The 18706-nt window shown below is 59.1% G+C and carries 17 protein-coding genes; 9 read left to right on the top strand and 8 right to left on the bottom strand.

Translation table 11 applies throughout. The features are described from left to right. Window positions 1–281 precede the first annotated feature (281 nt). Entirely contained in the window at window positions 282–650 is a 369-nt protein-coding gene (locus tag HMPREF2749_RS05390; protein ID WP_070593674.1) for a zinc ribbon domain-containing protein YjdM, read from the top strand. Between the two features lie 121 nt (window positions 651–771). Here the strand turns inward: HMPREF2749_RS05390 and HMPREF2749_RS05385 are convergent, their stop codons facing one another. The 3 genes from HMPREF2749_RS05385 to HMPREF2749_RS05375 all read right to left on the bottom strand — a co-directional run bounded on the left by HMPREF2749_RS05385 (window position 772) and on the right by HMPREF2749_RS05375 (window position 2862). Next, on the bottom strand, window positions 772–1029 hold the full coding sequence (locus HMPREF2749_RS05385; RefSeq protein WP_049349354.1) for a GlsB/YeaQ/YmgE family stress response membrane protein: 258 nt from the start codon (window positions 1027–1029) through the stop codon (window positions 772–774). A gap of 198 nt (window positions 1030–1227) precedes the next feature. Then, on the bottom strand, window positions 1228–1620 hold the full coding sequence (locus HMPREF2749_RS05380; RefSeq protein ID WP_070541523.1) for a DoxX family protein: 393 nt from the start codon (window positions 1618–1620) through the stop codon (window positions 1228–1230). Window positions 1621–2085: 465 nt separating this feature from the next. After that, window positions 2086–2862, bottom strand: coding sequence for an LppP/LprE family lipoprotein (locus HMPREF2749_RS05375; RefSeq protein ID WP_070593673.1), 777 nt, complete (start codon window positions 2860–2862; stop codon window positions 2086–2088). Window positions 2863–3138: 276 nt separating this feature from the next. Between HMPREF2749_RS05375 and tpx the strand changes: the two genes are divergently transcribed. Continuing rightward, complete coding sequence (gene tpx / locus HMPREF2749_RS05370) at window positions 3139–3639, top strand: thiol peroxidase (RefSeq protein WP_070593671.1); 501 nt, start codon at window positions 3139–3141, stop codon at window positions 3637–3639. A gap of 262 nt (window positions 3640–3901) precedes the next feature. Here tpx and HMPREF2749_RS05365 read toward each other — a convergent pair whose 3' ends face one another. The 3 genes from HMPREF2749_RS05365 to HMPREF2749_RS05355 all read right to left on the bottom strand — a co-directional run bounded on the left by HMPREF2749_RS05365 (window position 3902) and on the right by HMPREF2749_RS05355 (window position 6545). Then, entirely contained in the window at window positions 3902–4879 is a 978-nt protein-coding gene (locus HMPREF2749_RS05365; RefSeq protein WP_070593669.1) for an AzlC family ABC transporter permease, read from the bottom strand. Window positions 4880–4888: 9 nt separating this feature from the next. Further along, entirely contained in the window at window positions 4889–5224 is a 336-nt protein-coding gene (locus HMPREF2749_RS05360; protein WP_070593666.1) for a branched-chain amino acid transporter permease, read from the bottom strand. A gap of 529 nt (window positions 5225–5753) precedes the next feature. Then, the gene (locus HMPREF2749_RS05355; protein WP_070593664.1) at window positions 5754–6545 is read right to left on the bottom strand and encodes an AzlC family ABC transporter permease; all 792 of its coding nucleotides are present in this window, start codon (window positions 6543–6545) and stop codon (window positions 5754–5756) included. A 222-nt stretch (window positions 6546–6767) separates the two neighbouring features. On the opposite strand from HMPREF2749_RS05355, the gene HMPREF2749_RS05350 reads away from it, so the two are divergent. Then, a complete protein-coding gene (locus tag HMPREF2749_RS05350) occupies window positions 6768–7280 on the top strand; it encodes an OsmC family protein (protein WP_193389919.1) in 513 nt (170 codons plus the stop codon). A 308-nt stretch (window positions 7281–7588) separates the two neighbouring features. Then, on the top strand, window positions 7589–9082 hold the full coding sequence (locus HMPREF2749_RS05345) for an amino acid permease (RefSeq protein WP_005508477.1): 1494 nt from the start codon (window positions 7589–7591) through the stop codon (window positions 9080–9082). 138 nt (window positions 9083–9220) lie between these two features. Here the strand turns inward: HMPREF2749_RS05345 and HMPREF2749_RS05340 are convergent, their stop codons facing one another. Continuing rightward, entirely contained in the window at window positions 9221–10858 is a 1638-nt protein-coding gene (locus tag HMPREF2749_RS05340; protein WP_049349361.1) for a hypothetical protein, read from the bottom strand. 251 nt (window positions 10859–11109) lie between these two features. On the opposite strand from HMPREF2749_RS05340, the gene HMPREF2749_RS05335 reads away from it, so the two are divergent. The 3 genes from HMPREF2749_RS05335 (at window position 11110) to HMPREF2749_RS05325 (ending at window position 13142) form a co-directional block, all read left to right on the top strand. Beyond that, a complete protein-coding gene (locus HMPREF2749_RS05335; RefSeq protein WP_193389288.1) occupies window positions 11110–11643 on the top strand; it encodes an NUDIX hydrolase in 534 nt (177 codons plus the stop codon). A gap of 165 nt (window positions 11644–11808) precedes the next feature. Continuing rightward, window positions 11809–12411, top strand: a complete 603-nt coding sequence (locus HMPREF2749_RS05330; RefSeq protein ID WP_049349363.1) for an LOG family protein — start codon at window positions 11809–11811, stop codon at window positions 12409–12411. A gap of 26 nt (window positions 12412–12437) precedes the next feature. Then, on the top strand, window positions 12438–13142 hold the full coding sequence (locus HMPREF2749_RS05325; protein ID WP_049359043.1) for a pyroglutamyl-peptidase I: 705 nt from the start codon (window positions 12438–12440) through the stop codon (window positions 13140–13142). A gap of 127 nt (window positions 13143–13269) precedes the next feature. On the opposite strand, the gene pgi is transcribed toward HMPREF2749_RS05325, so the two are convergent. Continuing rightward, window positions 13270–14946, bottom strand: a complete 1677-nt coding sequence (gene pgi, locus HMPREF2749_RS05320; RefSeq protein WP_070593662.1) for a glucose-6-phosphate isomerase — start codon at window positions 14944–14946, stop codon at window positions 13270–13272. Between the two features lie 395 nt (window positions 14947–15341). Between pgi and HMPREF2749_RS05315 the strand changes: the two genes are divergently transcribed. Together HMPREF2749_RS05315 and HMPREF2749_RS05310 are read left to right on the top strand one after the other, a co-directional pair. Continuing rightward, window positions 15342–17513, top strand: coding sequence for an acyltransferase family protein (locus tag HMPREF2749_RS05315; RefSeq protein WP_070593660.1), 2172 nt, complete (start codon window positions 15342–15344; stop codon window positions 17511–17513). Between the two features lie 219 nt (window positions 17514–17732). Further along, window positions 17733–18665 carry an NAD(+) diphosphatase gene (locus HMPREF2749_RS05310; protein ID WP_049347059.1) on the top strand — a complete coding sequence of 311 codons (933 nt, stop codon included), beginning with the start codon at window positions 17733–17735 and terminating at the stop codon, window positions 18663–18665. The last annotated feature ends 41 nt before the right edge of the window (window positions 18666–18706 follow it).

The raw sequence follows: 18706 nt of genomic DNA, 5'->3' as shown, positions 1-18706 counted from the left end.
ATCTTCTGCATAATGAGCAAAAACCCGAATTTTCGTAAATATTACGCACAAACCATGCAAATTTTATTTTCGGCTTCACCCACGCCCCGCACCCGCCCCAAAAGACCGGCAAAAACCAGCCCCACACATGCGGTTCACACCCGCCAAATGGTATAGTCAGCACGAACGCGAGAATCCTCGCACCCTCCACCGTCGCACCCCGCCCTCGCTGACGCGCGCCCACACGCCGCAGCCACACACCGTAGGGGAGCGGTGCATCCGCACAGATCTAAGAAGGAACCATGAGCGAAAACCTCAACGAAATCGAAGCACCCGCCTGCCCCGAATGCAACGAAAACTACACCTACGAAATGGGTGAACTCTGGGCATGCCCCATGTGCGGCCACGAATGGGAACGCGCCGCAGCAGGCGAAACCGAAGAAGAAGCAGGCTCCAAGGTTCTCGACTCCGTCGGTAACGAGCTCGTCGACGGCGACTCCGTCACCATCGTCAAGGGCCTGAAGGTCAAGGGCGGCGCAGACATCAAGGCAGGCACCAAGGTGCGCGGCATCCGCCTGCTCGAATCCCCCGTCAACGGCCACGACATTGAGGCGAAGGTCCCCGGCGCAGGCCAGATGTATCTGAAGTCCTCCGTCGTCAAGAAGGCATAAAGCGCTTCGCATTAGACGCAGAAAAGGCGGCACCTCCCGCACTAGCTCACGCTAGGGGAGGTGCCGCCTTATGCTTTATAAAAATTGCTTAGGTTTTAAAAGAAACTGAAAAAATATCTCTTTACTTTTTACCTGTCAAGCCCATGTACAGGGAAATGGTCAGCATTGCAGCAATAATTGAGATAATCCAGCGGATCCAGTCAATGCCGCTAGTGTCTGCAACACCCAGCTGAGTTGCTGCCCAGGTGCCGATAGCTGCGCCGACAGCACCGCAGATAATGGTCCAAAGAATCGAAATGTTCTGGCGGCCTCGCATAAAGAAGCGTGCAAGTGCACCAATAATTGCGCCGGTAAAAATGGTGCCAATAAAAGTACCCATTGTAATCTCCTTGGGTTATATATCTGCCACTGTGGCAGATAGTATGTTGTTTTCAATTATACGTAAATATGATGTAAGAAGAGCTTATGTGAGCTTTTATTAAGCTAAAAGCACCTTAGCGTTTTATCTCTAAAACGCTAAGGTGCTTTTCTCGTCAATGAGATGAGTGTCGAATGTATCGAATGGTGAATGTATTGACTACTTCGACTTGCGCCAAATCTTCAGAGCGCTACAAATCAGCGGCAGTTGCAGGGGCAGGCGACCGTACGCAATAGCCTTACGCTGAGTGGACTGGTTACGCGCATCCAAAGCCATCTGAATGTTCGCGGGGAACACCGCAACAAACAGCAGAGCCGCAAGCAGGCCACCGGCACGGCGGGTCTTATCATTAGCCAGCAGGGCAGCGGTGCCCAGCTCAGCTACACCCGAACCGTGAGTGTACGCGTGGGGAGGACCCGGCAGGTACTTCGGCACAATCGAGTCGAAGGGATCCGGGATGATGAAGTGCAGTGCACCCATCACAGCGAGGGCACGAGCCATGCGAGTAGCCGAGCGCTCAGCGCTGTACTCTTTCTTCTTAAAAATACTCATGCTCCCATTATGCGTCCGTCAGAGGCGTATTCCTTGGCTCAGGGCACGCTGAACCGCTGCGTGTTTGACTGTCTAAAATGCGGACTCGGCACGTCAAACAGAAAACATTGTTCAAAAGCAGGTAAGATAGGGGACAACGGCACCACGTGCGGATGACGCTCCGCCTACCCTTATCTTTAGGTGAGTCGCCAGACGGAGTAAAACACCGGGTGCCAACCGGAACAATCAAAGGAGTACATCATGAAGAAGATTCTGTTCATCGCTATCCTGGCAGGCGCTGCATACTTCGGCTACAAGAAGTTCGCTGCCTAAACAGCTAGCCCTCGGGCACTCTACATATCCTTAAGCAACGGAAAACCCGCCGTCTCACATATGAACCATATGCGAGACGGCGGGTTTCTCGTATGCCCAACCTCCTGGGCTTCAAACACGTAGCCTATAAGGTGAACCGGCTATTCGCTCGGTCTAGTAGCTCGGCGGAACCTCACCGGTCATCACAACCTTGTTCTGCGAAGAGCTCCAGCTGAACTCAGCAGTCGTGCGACCGCTCGCGTTGTGTACCTTCTCGTCTTCCTTCATGTAACGGTAGGTCACGCTAATCGAGCTGTCCGAGGTACGGGTAATCACCGGAGAGAACGAGTACGGCTCATAGGTTGCGGTACCAATGAACTTGCCGCGGTGGAACAGCAGAATGTGGTGCACCATCGCCGCGGTGCAGCACGAAGACGGGGAAGAACCTGGAACCGCGTCAATCCACGACAGCTCAGCACAGGGATCGTAACCTTCGTAGCTTGCCGAAACGTTCGTCCACTGATCCCAATTTTTCTTATTCTTCAAATCGCGCAGAGCCTTAGACACCACGGTCGATGCAGAATCAGAGGCGCAGGTGGAGTCCTTCTTCGACTCAGACTTAGCTTCAGACTTGGAATCCGACTTCGACTCGGATGCCGTCGGCTCAGCATGAACCGTAATCGTCACCACCGACGGCACCGGAGCAGGCGACGAAGCACTCGGGGAAGCGCTCGCGGATGCACTCGGGCTCGCCGACGGGGTCGGGAACAGCGCCTGAGTGGAGGTCGCGCTCGCGGATGCAGAAGCGCTGCCAGAAGAAGACACCACGGTACCCGAAACGGCAGAATCAGTGCTTGCCGAGCAGGAAGTGACAACGAGAGCTAGAGCGGCGCCCAATGCAGGTAGAGCCAAAGCGGTACGGCCGGTGAAACGGCGGCGATTAGAAGACATGGATACTCCTGAAGATGCGCGGCAGCGCGCATCGGTGCTGGTCAAGAAGTGAATAGTGAACTCGTCCAGTATAGGGAAAAAGAGGCGGGCACGCGGTGCGCACGGTCAGTGCCGTTCGTTACCGTAGAGTCACAGGCCGGGATTATCGCTAGACAGCGGCTACAGCAGAGCCAGGGGAGGCGAATCGGCATAGCAGAAAATCAGCTATGCGGAAACTCCACCCGCTAGAGCCTGTGTCCCCTTGCACACCCGCCGCATCCAAGGGACAATGAAAGCATGGCTGAAGTAACTCTACATAACGAACTCGTAATCCACACCAACGGTGACCTGCCCGCAGTCGGCGCAAAGCTGCCCGAATTCTCGGTTCTCGCGGCTGATCTCTCCGAGATTTCCTCCGCAGATTTCGCAGGTAAGAACCTGGTGCTGAACATCTTCCCCTCCGTCGACACCGGTGTTTGCGCAACCAGCGTCCGCACCTTCAACAAGCAGGCTGCAGGCCTGGAGAACACCGTCGTGCTGTGCGTCTCCAACGACCTGCCCTTCGCAATCGGCCGCTTCTGCGCAGCCGAGGGTATTGAGAACGTCGTGACCTCCTCCGCTTTCCGCTCCTCCTTCGGTGAGGACTTCGGCGTGAAGCTCGTGGACGGCCCCCTGGCTGGTCTGCTGGCACGCTCCGTGGTTGTCGTGAACCCCGACGGTGAGGTTGTCTACACCGAGCTGGTTCCCGAAACCACCAACGAGCCCAACTACGAAGCAGCCCTGGCAGCTATCAAGTAAGCCCTGATAGCTATCAACTAGTAGCTATCAAGTAAGCTTAGTACGGGAGCCGGACGTAACGCCGGCACCCGCATAGTACTTCCGTCAGGGACACTTGGCGGTACACAGCACAGCAGATACTGAACGTCTACAGCGCATGGGTTCAACCACACATGCGGCTGGCGACAGCATAACGCCCCGCCCACCCGGTATTTCGGGTGGGCGGGGCGCTTTACTATATCCAGACTTAGTGCGCGATTTAGACTTAGCGCGGGATTCAGACTTAGTGTGCAGAGTCGCCGGGATGAGCGGGAGTGTCGGCGGCTTCGGCAGTTTCGGCGGGCTCCTCATCCGCGACCAGCATATGCTCCGGCAGGGTGCCGCGGCGCTTAGCCACCACAAAACGCGACACCAGCAGCAGAATGTACACCACCATCGAAATCAGCAGCATCGACTGCGGCGCCACCAACAAACCAACCGCCGCAGACACACCCGCAATAGCGGCAGTCGTGCGGTCCTTAGAACTGCGATACGCATCGATAGCGAGCACCGCGAATAGTGAAGTCATCACAAAATCCACGCCCTTGAGCTCACTCAAGAAACTTGCACCCAGCACATAGCCGAGCGTAGCGCTCGCCAGAACGCTCAGGTGCAGGCCCGCGTGGATCCACAGGATGCGGGAGGCACGAAGCTTATGGCGGTCCGGTCCGGTGTTCAGCGCGTACGCCTCATCAATGAGCGTGTACACGGTGTAGAACTTCGCCAAACCACCACGCACCCGCTCAATCGGGTAGGACAGACCGTACATGAGGTGGCGGGAATTAATGAGCAGAGTCATCACCGCAATAGAGAACAGCGACGCATGATTCGAGATCATGTCAATCAGCACGAACTCTACGGAACCGGCAAAAACAACGGCAGGCAGCAGGGGAGCCACCCAGAACGGCAGACCGTAACTGTGCACCAGCACGCCCAAACCAATGCCGACAAAGAACAGGCCCAGCATGATGACACCGGCAACGCGCATCGCCTCGGCGAAGCCGCTCTCGCGCGGCTGCTGAGGCCCCTGTGCATCGGGGGAGGCGGGAGCCTCCACCACGGGAATCATTCCGGTTAGCGGAAGCGCAGAAGCAATGACCTGCTCCACCTGCTCGGGAGAAGCCTGATGGGGCGCGGGTTGGCTCGCCTGCTGAGGTGCGGGCTGAGAAGAAGCAGCGGGGGAAACAGTAGAGGAAGAAACAGACTTCTTAGAGATGCTCATCCTGACCCCCTAGAAAACCCAGTTAGCCAGCACAACGCAGGTGACGGTACCCGCCACCATGCTCAGCACCATATTCTTACGCCACAGGTGCGCACCCACGGTCACCACCAGACCCGCCAGGTACGGTGCCGCCGTTTCAACGGAAGAATAATCAATCTTTGCCACCGCATAGATGGCAAGCAACGCAACCGCGCCGAGCGGAATCCAGTGGCTGAGCGCATCCAAAAGTTCGGAGCCAGCCAGAGCCTTCTTCAGACCGAAGGGAAGCAAACGAAGCAGGAACGTAATACCTGCAGCCACAAGAATCGCGGCAAGAATATAGCCGGTGGTCACTTCACTGTTCATGAAGATTTTCTCTTTCTGCACATACTCAGCGAAAGACCCCGAAAGAGTGCCCCGAAAAGAGCGGAAGAGCCCTGAAAGAGGCGCGCGGGTGAAGCCGTGAAAGCATCCGCGAAAAGGGTAGGGAGAGCCCAACCGAAGAAGAGGCTGGGGGCTAAGTAGTGCGGTAGGTACGTGAGTTGATGAAAGCCGCGAAACATGGAGGCGGAGGGTCGTTCCTCCTGCACGAGTTTTCTGCGTGGATAGTTCTGTGCAGATAGTTCTGGGCGGGTAGTTGCGCGCGTCAGTAGTTCTCGTGTGTGACCTCGGGTGATGCCGCTCCCGGTGCGGTGTTACTCCGGGGCGGCACAGCGTTCTGCGTCGCTAGTTTCCTTAGCGGTGTCTTTCATCTGAGTCATGATGTACCTTCACCTCTGGGAGCCTCCGCGCAGGTGCGCGCGGGAGGCATCTGAGTAATCCTAGAAATAGAAAGAGGGGAGAGCGAAGCTCCACTCATCTATCCTAACCGGTTTCGAACACGTATGTAACGTTCTTATCGCTGTGTGGAAGCGGGAGCATCAGTGGTAGCGGCGCTTTCAGCCTCAGCCGCCACCTCGTGCACAGCACGATGCGGCAGAGTACCGCGGCGCTTCGCCACCGGGAAGCGTGCCAGCAGCAGCACCACATATAAACCCAGAGCCACCACCAAGAACGAGGACGGCGCAAAAATCAGCGCAACCGCCGCCGAAACCGCCACAAAGAGCGCCGTCACACGATCCTGGTTGGCGCGGTAGCCGTCCATCGCAAGAACAGTGAAGATAGCCACCATCACGAAGTCCACGCCCTTCAGACTGCTGAGGAAGCTCGCGCCCAGCACATACCCGAGGACTACGCTCAGCACCCACGACACGTAAATCAGCACGTTCACCCACAGAATGCGCACCCCCGAACGCTCATTACGATCGGGACCGGAGTTAACCGCGAACGCCTCATCGCAAAGAGTGTGAATCGCCAGAGCCTTAGCCCAGAAACCCTTCACATTGTGCAACGGGTAGGAAAGACCGTACACCAGATGGCGCGCATTCACCAGGAACACCGTCAACGCAATCGACGCTAGGGGCGCGCCACCACTGACCATGCCCACCATCAAAAACTCCACCGAACCGGCAAAAACTAGGGCAGATAGCAGCGGCGCAGTCCAGATCGGCAGGCCGTGCGCGTTGAGGATAACACCCAGACCCAAACCCAACACAGCGATACCGAGCATCACCACGGAAGAATCCGCCATAGCCAGACGGATATCATTCTGCGTACTCGTACGCTCAGTGCCGGGGGTCTGTGCCATCAAAGAGTTCCTTGTATGCGTTGTGCTTTTCAAAAAATTTGCTGTGTGCGCGAGCGGCTTCGAAGCTCCGCCGCGGTTTTCCAGTGTATAGGAGCGCTTAGAAGGCCGTCGAGAAAAAGAGTCCGGGAACAAAATATGAGAAACACGCTTATAGTGAATGACACTAAACAATGCGGCGCTGAATAACCTAGCGACCGCACAGGCGACCCGAAAGGAACCTCAATGACTGAGCAGAACAACACCTCGCAGAACAACACCGAGCAGACCGCAGAAGAGCAGAAGAAGGTGTACTCGCGCCAGCAGGAACGCCGCGAACTCGAAAACTACCGCCAGACCAAGATCGAGCGCATCGACCGCCTGCGCTACCGCGCCTACGGTGCCAACGGCGCAACCCTCGACTTCGGTGTGGGTGAGGGCCTGCTGACCCCCGTCGAGCTACTGCTCGCCGCGATTGCCGGCTGCTCCTCCGTGGATGTGGACGCGGGTACCTCCCGCCGCTCCACCCCGGAGGTGTTCGAGGTTCTCGCCTCGGCGCTGAAGCAGACCGAAGACGGCGCGGTGCGCCTCGACGACGTTGAGGTGGACTTTGATGTGCGATTCCCCGCCGATGAGCAGGGCGCCAAGGCGCAGAAGATGGTGGACCGTCTGATTCAGCTCAGCGAGCAGAAGGACTGCACTGTTTCTCGTACCGTGGAGCACCCCACGAACGTTTCGTTCCACAACCTGGCTGACTAAAGCCGGGTGAGCTGAATAAATCGGGTGAATTAGCCTGATAGGGAACCCTCCCGTACCGCATATACATGAGCGGTGCGGGAGGGTTTTTCTGTGTTTTTGTGGTTTTGGGTGGAAAAGAGCCTCAAAAGCGGGTAGGATTGACCCTCAGATTAGGAAAACTTACGGTACGTAAGAAATCCTTAAGATTGAAGAATTTCTTGACCCAGGCACAAACCTTCGGCGGCACCACCCGCAGCAAGACTAGACTGGACACCAGACTAGACCGCTAGCAAACGCACGAAGCAATAGCCTCAGAAAGAAGACCTGACATGGCACAGCCTACAGAGACTTCCGGCGCTGCATCGGAAGCCACCCCCGCAGAGGGTGAACTGAAGCGAGGCCTCTCCGCCCGCCACATGCAGATGATCGCAATCGGCGGCGCAATCGGCACCGGCCTCTTCGTCGCCTCCGGTAAGACCATCTCCACCGCAGGCCCCGGCGGCGCAATCCTCGCCTACGCCCTCATCGGCATCATGGTGCTCTTCCTCATGCAGTCCCTCGGCGAGATGGCTGCGCACCTGCCCGTCCCCGGCGCATTCCAGACCTACGCGGCACGCTACGTGTCCCCGTCCTTCGGCTTCGCCATGGGTTGGAACTACTGGTTCAACTGGGCGATTACCGTCGCCGCCGAACTCGTCGCTGTCGGCGAGGTGATGAGGTACTGGTTCCCGGACATCCCATCCTGGGTGTGGGCGGCAGGATTCCTCGTGCTGCTGACCGGCATCAACGCCCTCTCGGCACGCTCCTACGGTGAAAGCGAATTCTGGCTCGCCACCATCAAGGTCGTTACGGTGGTCGTCTTCCTCATCGCGGGTATCGCCATGATTTTCGGCATCCTGGGCGGTAGCTCCCCGGGCGTCTCCAACTGGACTGTCGGTGAGGCACCCTTTGTCGGCGGCGCACCCGCCGTACTCGCCATCTTCATGGTGGCAGGCTTCTCCTTCCAGGGCACCGAAATGATCGGTGTGGCTGCCGGCGAATCTGAGAACCCCCGCCGCGACGTGCCCCGTGCGCTGACCAGCGTGTTCTGGCGCATCATGCTCTTCTACATCGGCGCGATGGTCGTCATCGGCTTCCTGATTCCTTACTCCGACCCGAACCTGCTCACCGCAGCGGACGGCAACATCAACATCTCCCCGTTCACCCTCATCTTCGAGCGTGCGGGCATCGCCTTCGCGGCAGCCATCATGAACGCCGTGATCCTCTCCGCAGTGCTCTCAGCAGGTAACTCGGGCCTGTACGTTTCGGCTCGTATGCTCTTCGCGCTCGCCCAGGAGGGTAAGGCACCGAAGATGTTCACCCGCATCAACTCCGGCGGCGTGCCCATGAACGCGCTGCTGGCAACCGCAGCTATCGGCGCGGTCGGCTTCATCGCCGCACTGCTCTCGCCCGATGGTGCGTACCTGTGGCTGGTGAACGTGTCCGGTCTGGCTGGCTTCATCACCTGGGTGGGTATCGCCGTGGCGCACTACCGTTTCCGCCGCGCATACCTGAAGCAGGGTAACAGCCTGAAGGACCTGCCCTACGTGGCGCCGTTCTTCCCTGCAGGCCCGATTATCGCCTTCCTCATGTGCCTGGTTGTTATTGGTGGCCAGAACTACGAGGCGTTCCTGAGCGGTGACTGGGCTGGTGTGCTCAGCTCCTACATTGGTCTGCCCGTGATTATCGCGGTCTGGCTGGTGCACCGCGTGGTCACTCGTGACCGCCTGATTCCGCTGGAACAGATTGACGTGAGCGGCATCGAGGTTAAGGCTTCGAAGTAACGCGAATAAGCAGAACTATTGGCTGAAATAGCTGATATGTGAAGAGCCGCCGGTTCCCCTTGAATGGGGGAGCCGGCGGCTCTTCGCTATCCGCGGTTTATTCCGGACGGGTGGGCTAGGCTGTATGCCCTGCAGCTCTTAGGAGCGGCGGCGCGAGCGCAGAACGCTCAAACCCAGACCCGCACAGATCGCGGCAACGCCAATGCCAACAATCACACCAACACTGGATGCGCCGGTGCTCGCCAGGGTCGCCTTCTTGGGGCTGTCCTTTGCCGGGGTGTCCTGTGCCGAGCGGGCGGCGGTCACCGGAGCCTCCTGAGCGGGCTTGCTCTGAGCAGGCTTATTCTTGGGATGCGCCACGGTTGCGTCCTCCAGCTTGTCAGCGTTGGGGGCCTTATCGGCAACCGGTGCCTGATCTGCCGCGGGTGCCTTGTCGGCAGGCATCGGAGCTTCAGGCAGTGCCGGGACGGTCGGCGCATCGGTGGGGTTCACGCCCACGGTTGCTTCCGGCAGAGCGGGAACCGTCGGGGCATCAGTGGGATTCACGCCTACGGTTGCCTCAGGCAGGGGCGCCACGGTCGGCGCGTCGGTGGGGTTCACACCCACGGTTGCTTCGGGTAACGGTGCCACGGTGGGTGCGTCAGTGGGGTTCACTCCAACGGTTGCTTCCGGCAGGGGCGCTACGGTCGGTGCGTCGGTCGGGTTTACGCCAATGGTTGCTTCGGGCAGGGGTGCCACGGTGGGCGCATCGGTCGGGTTCACTCCAACGGTTGCCTCGGGCAGGGGCGCCACAGTCGGTGCGTCGGTCGGGTTTACGCCCACGGTTGCCTCGGGCAGGGGCGCTACGGTGGGTGCGTCAGTGGGGTTCACGCCTACGGTTGCCTCGGGCAGGGGCGCCACAGTCGGGGCGTAGGTCGGAACCGCCGACACCACGGGCTCCTGCGCGAAAAGCTCAAGAGGCTTCTGGGCATCAAACGAACCGTACTCGGCACCCTCAACGCCAGCAGCCATGGTGCCCGCAATGTACTTGTGGGAGGTATTCAGTGTCGCCGCAACATCCGCCGGAACCTTCACCTCCGTCTCAAAGACACCGTTGTGAATCTGCGAAGCAGGTACGGTCACCTCAGCCACGAAACGCATACCCTGCTGGGGAAAACGGCCGGGAACCCACACGTTTGTATCAGACACCACCACGCGCACACCGTGCGGGGTCGCCTCACCCGTGTAGCCGGTACCGCGCACCTTCAACACGGTCTCACCCTTGGTGTTCAGACGCGGGGAGTCCACGTGCAGAACCGGTGCGGCGCTATCCTTCACAACGTTCATGCGCAGAACCTGACCGCCACCGTAACCATCAACGATGATATTAGCGACGAAGCTGTAGTTCTTCGCCGGGTCAATCAGGCTACCGGGAACGTAATGGGTCGCAGTCGCCGTGCCATCCTTGAACGGGCCCTCAACGCGCACCGTCTGAATCGGGTTCAGAAACGGGAAACCCCTATGGTTTGCCTCATGCAAAGCCGGGGCGAAAGCGGTAGTTTTCGCGGGCAGTTTCGATGCCTTGAACGTAATCTTGTTCAGACGCAGGGCGGTCTTCAGCTCACGGGTATTGGTCTCAACCTTGTAGTTGTAGACCGTAATAACCGGTGGGTTATCCGGATTCGGGGTATTAGCCGCTGCAACAGAAGGCAGAGCGCACAGGCTCAACGACGCAGCAAGAAGAACAGAAGCGCCGGCGCTACCGTAGCGGCGGGCGTGGGAAGAGTTAGCCATCATGAAGTTCCTTCTACATGGGTGATTGAGTGATCCGCACTCTTCCTGTATCGCGCCAAGTCGAGTGCGTATACGGTACCGCGACATCGCGGTTAATTACACCGTAACACGCACCTAAACGCATGAACCGGACATAAGATAACTCGCCGAAATATTACGTAAAACCAACGCCTACAGGGCGCACAATAGGGCGGATGAATAAGACATACACGCACAGCGCCGGCTGGAGGATACGGAAATGCTAGGGTAGAAAGATGCCCACGCAGAAGAACCCGCAGAACCGAGTAGAAGTAGCCCCGCCCGCCCCGCCCGCCGAACCCAACGCTACTGAGCACAGCGCCATCGACAGCACGCACCGCGTCGTAAACGTGTGCGCTGTAGCAATCCGCAACTGGGACGGGCTCGTACTCACCGTGCGCAAACGGGGCAGTGACGGGTTCATGATGCCCGGCGGCAAACCCGAACCGGGGGAGACCCCGCTGCAGACTGCCTGCCGCGAAGTGAGCGAAGAAATCGGGCTCACCCCCGACCCCGACCGGATGCACCATCTCGGACTGCTAGAGGCCGCCGCACTGAACGAGGCAGGCTTTACGGTGCGCGCCGAAACCTTCGAATACGCCCCCACCGATGAGCAACACGAGCAGCTGGCTACGCTGGTGCCGCACGCTGAAATCGCTGAGCTGCGCTGGGTCAACCCCGCCATGAGCAGCCCCTCCGATTCTGCATTGCAGGCACCCCTGAATACCGAGCAGATTTTCCCGCTGTTGGCACGTACCCCGCTACCGTAACCACCGCGCTACCCTAACCACTGCGCCCAACGTGCCCCTGAACTGGCGGGCGCACACATGAGGTACACAGGTGCATCCGGTACCCTCAACACAGAAACATCTATCGTGGGTAGAACGCATAGAGGCGCTCCACCCCGGAAACCCTCATACACCCCAAGGAGAACCATGAAGAAGACTGACTACAACCTTGCCGTCTACTGCGGGGCACGCTCCGGCAACGACCCGCTCTTCACCGAGCGCGCCCGCGAGCTCGGCACCCTCTGCGCTCGGAACAATATTGGCGTGGTCTACGGCGGCGGCCGCACCGGCCTGATGGGCACCGTCGCGGGCGCGACCCTGGATGCCGGCGGCGTGGTCTACGGCGTGGTCACCCACAAGCTGGTCGGTCTGGAGGGCGTCTACCCCGGCCAGACCACCCTCGACATTGTGGACACCATGCACCAGCGCAAAATCGCCATGATTGAGAAGGCTGACGCGTTCGTCGCCATGCCCGGCGGCCCCGGCACCCTCGAAGAGTTCTTTGAAGTTTTCAGCTGGCAGTTCCTCGATATTCACTCCAAGCCGGTTGCCCTGCTGAACGTCAACGGCTACTGGGACAAGCTCATCGACGCCATGCACTACATGGCGTCCACCGGCCTGCTCAACGAACGCTACCTGGACGAGCTCATCATCGCCACCACCCCCGAAGAGTTGCTGGAGGCGCTTGCCAAGGACCTGGAGCGCCGCGCCGCCGAAAAGAACGCCGCCGAAAAGAACACTGCCGAATAAAACCAACGCAGAAAACGAGAACGACTATGGCAACCACCCCCAATCAGGCACGCACCCTGCTGCTGACCTACTTCGGCCCGTTCCCCGGCGTGCCGGTGAACCCTACCGTAGCGCTCGCCGAAGGTGCTCAGCGTCTGCTGACCCGGATGCGCCCGGATTTGAATGTCATCACCCGCGAGCTGCCCGTTAGCTACGACGGTTCCAGCACCGCCCTGCGCGCCGCCCTGCAGGATGTGCAGCCCGACGCGCTCATCAGCCTGGGTGTGGCGGTTGGCCGCGACGTGGTCAGCCTCGAGCAGGTCGCTATCAACCTGGACTCCGCCGGTATTGAAGATAACGACGGCGACCAGCGCTGCGATGAGCCGATCGCTCCGGGTGGTCAGGAGGCGTACTTCTCCTCCCTGCCGGTGCGCGCCAGCTTTGAGCGCCTGCGTGTGGCGGGGGAGCCGGTCGAGATTTCGTACACCGCCGGAACCTACGTGTGCAACCACGTGTTCTACGAGGGCCAGCGCATCAGCCGCGAGCTGGGGCTGAGCATCCCCGCCGGGTTCGTGCATGTGCCCGCAACCCGCGCTGACGGTGAAAATGCGACCGAGGGTGTAGAACTGACCGCTCACCGTGACGCCGGTGGCGTGGTGCGTGACGAGCAGGGCATCCCGCAGCTACCCGAATCCACCGTGGTGCGCATTATTGCTGAGGTTGCCTCCGACACCCTGCCCGCCGTGAACTAGCAGCACGGTACTGAGCTAGAACCCCTATAACAAAACCGCCGGATAGCCTCCCTAACTGGGAGCCTATCCGGCGGTTTTGCATCCTATACCCGCAGGCTATAAAACCCTCGGGGATAGGTTCGAACTACTACTTGGTGCGGTTCTTCAGGTAGTAGTCAATCAGCGAAGCAGTCGAAGAATCCTGACGAGCCAGAACCTCGCGGTCACCCTCAATAGCGGGAACCAGGTCCAGCGCCAGCTTCTTACCGAGCTCAACACCCCACTGGTCGAAGGAGTCAATGCCCCAAACAACACCCTGAACGAAGGTGATGTGCTCGTACAGGGCAATCAGGGAGCCCAGAACGCGCGGGGTCAGGCGCGGTGCCATGATGGAGGTGGAGGGGCGGTTGCCGCTGAAGATACGTGCGTTGACCACGTGCTCCGCGGTGCCCTCTGCGCGAACCTCTTCCTCGGTCTTGCCGAACGCCAGAGCCTGAGACTGTGCGAAGAAGTTAGCCAGGAACAGCTCGTGAACGTCCTGCTCGCCGTCCTTGGTCGGGTGGACCGGGTTGGCGAAGGCCAGGAAGTCCGCGGGAATCAGGCGGGTGCCCTGGTGAATCAGCTGGTAGAAGGCGTGCTGGCCGTTGGTGCCGGGCTCGCCCCAGAACACTTCACCGGTTGCGTAGTTGACGAAGGAACCGTCGGCGCGCACGGACTTGCCGTTGGACTCCATGGTCAGCTGCTGCAGGTATGCGGGGAAGCGGTGCAGGTACTGGTCGTAGGGCAGAACCGCGTGGGTCTCAGCACCGAGGAAGTTCACGTTCCAGATGTTCAGCAGACCCATCAGAACGGGGACGTTCTTCTCGAAGGGAGCGGTGCGGAAGTGCTCATCCATAGCGTGGAAGCCGGCGAGGAAGTCAGCGAAGACCTTCGGGCCCAGCACGATAGCCAGGGAGGTACCGATAGCGGAGTCTACGGAGTAGCGGCCGCCAACCCAGTCCCAGAAGCCGAAAGCGTTCTCGGGGTCAATGCCGAATGCTGCAACCTTGTCGAGCGCGGTGGAGACAGCCACGAAGTGCTTTGCCACGGCCTCGGATGCTTCCTTACCTTCCAGAGCGCCAGCCTCTGCCAGTGCGGACAGCAGCCACTCGCGTGCCACGCGGGCGTTGGTCAGGGTCTCCAGGGTACCGAAGGTCTTGGATGCGACGATGAACAGGGTGGTCTCGGGGTCCAGGTCGGAGACCTTCTCTGCCACGTCGGTCGGGTCAATGTTGGAGATGAAGCGTGCGGTGATGCCTGCGTCTGCGTAGGGCTTGAGAGCCTCGTACACCATGACCGGGCCCAGGTCGGAGCCACCGATACCGATGTTCACAACGGTCTTGATGCGCTTGCCGGTGATGCCGGTCCACTCGCCGTTGCGCACGCGCTCAGCGAACGCGTAGATCTTCTTCAGCACGGCGTGAACGTCTGCGTCTACGTCCTGGCCGTCAACGATCAGTGCCGGGGTGTAACCCTCGGGGCGGCGCAGCGCGGTGTGCAGTACGGCGCGGTCCTCGGTGACGTTAATGTGCTCACCGGAGAACATTGCCTCGCGAGCCTGCTCCAGCTTGACCTCTTCAGCGAGCTTGAGCAGCAGCTCAACGGTTTCGGAGGTAATCAGGTTCTTGGACAGGTCGACGTGCAGTTCGTCGGCGGTGAAGCTGAACTTCTGCGCGCGTTCCGGGTCAGCGGCAAACCATTCGCTCAGGTTCGGAGTGAGGGACTTGTGGTGAGCAGACAGAGCGGACCATGCGGAGGTGGTCGTAGGGTCAATAGAAGTAGTCATGGTTCCATTCTCTTATTTTCGGGTGCCTCTGTCATCTCTTTCGAAGGTGATATGGAACGATACGGCGAAAAAATCGAAACCTGGCACTGCTGTGAGCGGCACAGAAAAGAAGTGAGCAATTCGAAGAAATCGAAGATGGTGACATGCCTTGTCGGGTGTGTATCCACCGGCAGAGGGAATGAGCCGCAGAGGGACTGGGAGAAAGCCCACAATCTTTGAAGTTTCACTTTAAAGAACATTAGACTATATAGTTCAAAGAATCTTAGACCAGGGCTCAAAGTATCTGGGGTCATGAAACACCCCAAGAAATATCCACTAGATGCTCATATACAGCGTTCTACCCGGTACGACTTTTGGGGTAGAGGCTAAGCCTTTAACACTCAGGACAACCAAACATGGCATTTAATCTTTTCAAGGGGATTCGTGTGTCCAAAACCGACCAGAATCCTCCCTACGAATCTTTCCTGGAAAGTCGCGGCTTCCGCCCTGAAATCCAGGGTCTTCGTGCGTTCGCAGTACTGCTTGTCGTGATCTACCATGTGTGGGTGGGTAAGGTGTCCGGCGGAGTGGATGTCTTTCTCTTCATTTCCGCATTCCTGCTTTCGCTTTCCTTCATGCGGAAAATCAATGAGGGTAAGCCCCTCAAGCTCCTGAACTACTGGACCCACGTGTTCACCCGTCTGCTGCCCGCAGCGTCGGTCGTGATTCTGCTGACCCTCGCCGGTAGCTTCCTGGTGCTCTCGCCGACCATCTGGAGCGCACGTGCCGTGGACGCGCAGGCGTCCCTGTTCTACTGGCAGAACTGGAACCTGGCGAATAACTCGGTGAATTACTTTGCCTCTAACACCGGCGGCAAGTCGCCCTTCCTGCACTTCTGGTCCCTGTCCATTCAGGGTCAGATCTTCCTGCTGTGGCCGGTGCTCTTCGCAATCGCCGCTCTGCTGGTGAAGAAGACTCGTATCAAGCCGGTACCCGCTGCCGTGCTGGTCTTCGGCCTAGTCTTCTGCGCATCCTTCGCGTTCTCCGTCTGGGAGACCAAGAACTTCGCGGCATACGCCTACTTTGACACCCGCACCCGCCTCTGGGAGTTCGCGGTCGGTACCCTGCTCGCCATCATGACCCTCAAGTGGAAGCCCGCGCACATGGGCACCCGCGTGGCCATGGGCTGGATCGGTATCATCGGTCTGATTACCTGCGGTGCCGTGCTGCCCGTGGAGAAGGCATTCCCCGGCTTCCTGGCGCTGTGGCCGATTCTCTCCGGCGCGCTGCTCATTATTGCCGGCCGCACCGACCACAAGTTCGCAATTGACCGCCTGCTGGTGTCCAAGCCGCTGCTGAACCTGGGCAACATTTCCTACGCCCTGTACCTGGTGCACTGGCCCATGCTCGTGCTGTACAGCGCCGCCGTGGGTAAGCCGCGCGTCTCCTTCCTCGAAGGCACCGTACTGATTGCTGCATCGATTGGCCTGGCGTGGGTTCTGAACCGCTTCGTGGAGAAGCCCCTGCGCTCGGCATCCGATAACTTCCTACCGGCACTCGCCTCCAAGCTGAAGTTCAAGCGCCCCGTGACCTCCTACGCAGCGTGGGCTGGCAATATTGCGTTCGTCGCAGCAATTCTTGCCCTGGTCGCACCGACCGTGCTCGGTACCCGCGCACTGGCTGAGCAGCGTGACGCGCAGGTCATCAGCAATGCGATGGCTAGCGTCCAGAATGATGTCGACACCTACCCCGGTGCGCGTGCGCTCTCACCCGATAAGGAACTCGTTGAGGCTGATCCTATACCGAAGAATGCGACTATTACTAGTCTATTCGTCCCCTGGGATACCGGCTGTAAGGGCTCTTATGTTCTGATTAATGAACAATTGGACATTAGCTGCGGCTATACGAAGAACGCTTCCGATGATGCGCCTCTCTTCGCCGTGGTGGGCAGCTCTCATGCCCTGCAGAAGACAGAAGCTCTGAAAGGCATTTCTAAGCAGGTGGGTGCTAATCAGCTGAACCTGTTGCTAACCGGCTGCCCGTATCCTTTCACCCAGCCTGCGAATACGGTGAATGGGTTCATGAAGCGTTGCATCCCGTTCAGTGAGAATGCGACCGCTGAAATTCTGGCGGCCAAGCCCTCTACTGTATTTATTATTTCGACCACCACAGCAGCAACCGCTGAGGGCGAAACCGTAGACCCCGGTCTAGACGAGACTTTGCGCAAGCTAACCGACGCAGGTATTCAGGTTATTGGTATTCGCGATAACCCGCGTTTCGCCTCTGACATGTACATGTGTGCTATGAAAGCGAAGAATATCGATGACTGCTCTGAACCGGTGGAAGCAAAGTACGGTGATGATCCTGCCGCCCCGATTTTCGCCAAGTACGCTGATCGTGGCGCCTACCAGATCGATCTGAAGGATGTGTACTGCCCCGACGGCAAGTGCTCCGTGATTCAGGGCAACGTCTACATGTACGCTGACTCGAACCACCTGACGAATGTCTATGAGGCAACCCTGACCGATATTATCTACGAGCGTGCCCTTGCCGCTGGTTGGGACCCGAAGGGAACCACCGCAAAGTAACGCACCTGATAAGATTGTGAAGAGTGCAGTGCCCCCTTCCGTTGCGTGCGGGAGGGGGCTTTGCTGTGCTTTGTCGGCTTTTCTACACCTCGTGGACTGTTGGGTAACGAGGGTAGTTTAGTTGGGAGGGGAGTCGGCTTTTGGTTTTGCCAGGCAAACGGTTGCCACGCGCGCGGGCTGTTTGAACGGAATGGAGGTGAGCGGAGTAGAGTAAAACCTATGACTTCTTCATCTGAACACACTCCCGCTGATACTCATACACCGCGCTACCTGCTCCTTTCTCGCGAAGGGGAAACCCTTCTCAACGCTGACGGAACCGTGCACTACCTGACCGGTAACGATGCTGCCGAGCCGCTGACCGAAGACGTGATCCTTGCACGCAGTGTCATCCGCCCCGCCGCTTACGGCGCTGACGCCCAGAAGAATAGTGGCGCGGAGGTGCACGTGCTCTACTGCGAGGATGAAACCCTCGCGCAGGTCGCCGTCAACCTGAACAACCCTCGGGTGCGCGCCTCCAGCAGTGGCTTCTGGTACTACCCGGTCCACGAGGACCCGGAAGGCCGCGCCCACTACGCAACCGCCCTTGCACGCCGCGACTACCTCATCGACATGAGCTACTCCGCCTACAGCGGCGAAGAGGCGCCCCTCGGCTCCAAGGGAATCCGCCGCACCGCCTCCGGCGAGATGGTGTTCCCCCGCATCGAACCCGCCGTCATGGCGCTGGTGACCAGCCGCGACGGCGAGCGCGTGCTACTGGCGAATAACCGCCAGTGGCACCCCAACCGCTTCGCCCTCATTGCCGGTTTCGTTGACCCTGGCGAGAACCTCGAAGAGGCAATCGCCCGCGAAGTCTACGAAGAAACCGGCCTGCACGCCCTCAGCACCGAGTACCGTATGAGCGATGTGTGGCCTTTCCCGCGTTCGCTCATGATTTGCTACCGGGTGCGCGTGGATGAGAACGAAACCATCATCCACCACGACGGTGAGATTCGTGCCGCACGCTGGTTCACCGCCGCTGAGCTGCGTGAGGCGATTGCTATTTCGGAGGAACGTGGCAACAGTGACGAGGATGACCCCGCCAAGCTGGAGCTGCCCGGCACGAACGCCGTCGCTCGCCGCATGATTGATGAGTGGCTCGCAGAAAAGCCCTAGTGATACACTGGTAGCTAAGCCCAACGGAGGGGGGTCCGTTT

Source organism: Rothia sp. HMSC075F09, from assembly GCF_001810515.1.
In the GTDB taxonomy this organism is placed as follows: domain Bacteria; phylum Actinomycetota; class Actinomycetes; order Actinomycetales; family Micrococcaceae; genus Rothia.
Note: the sequence above shows the minus strand (reverse complement) of the source record. Positions and strands in the feature narration are given on the sequence as shown.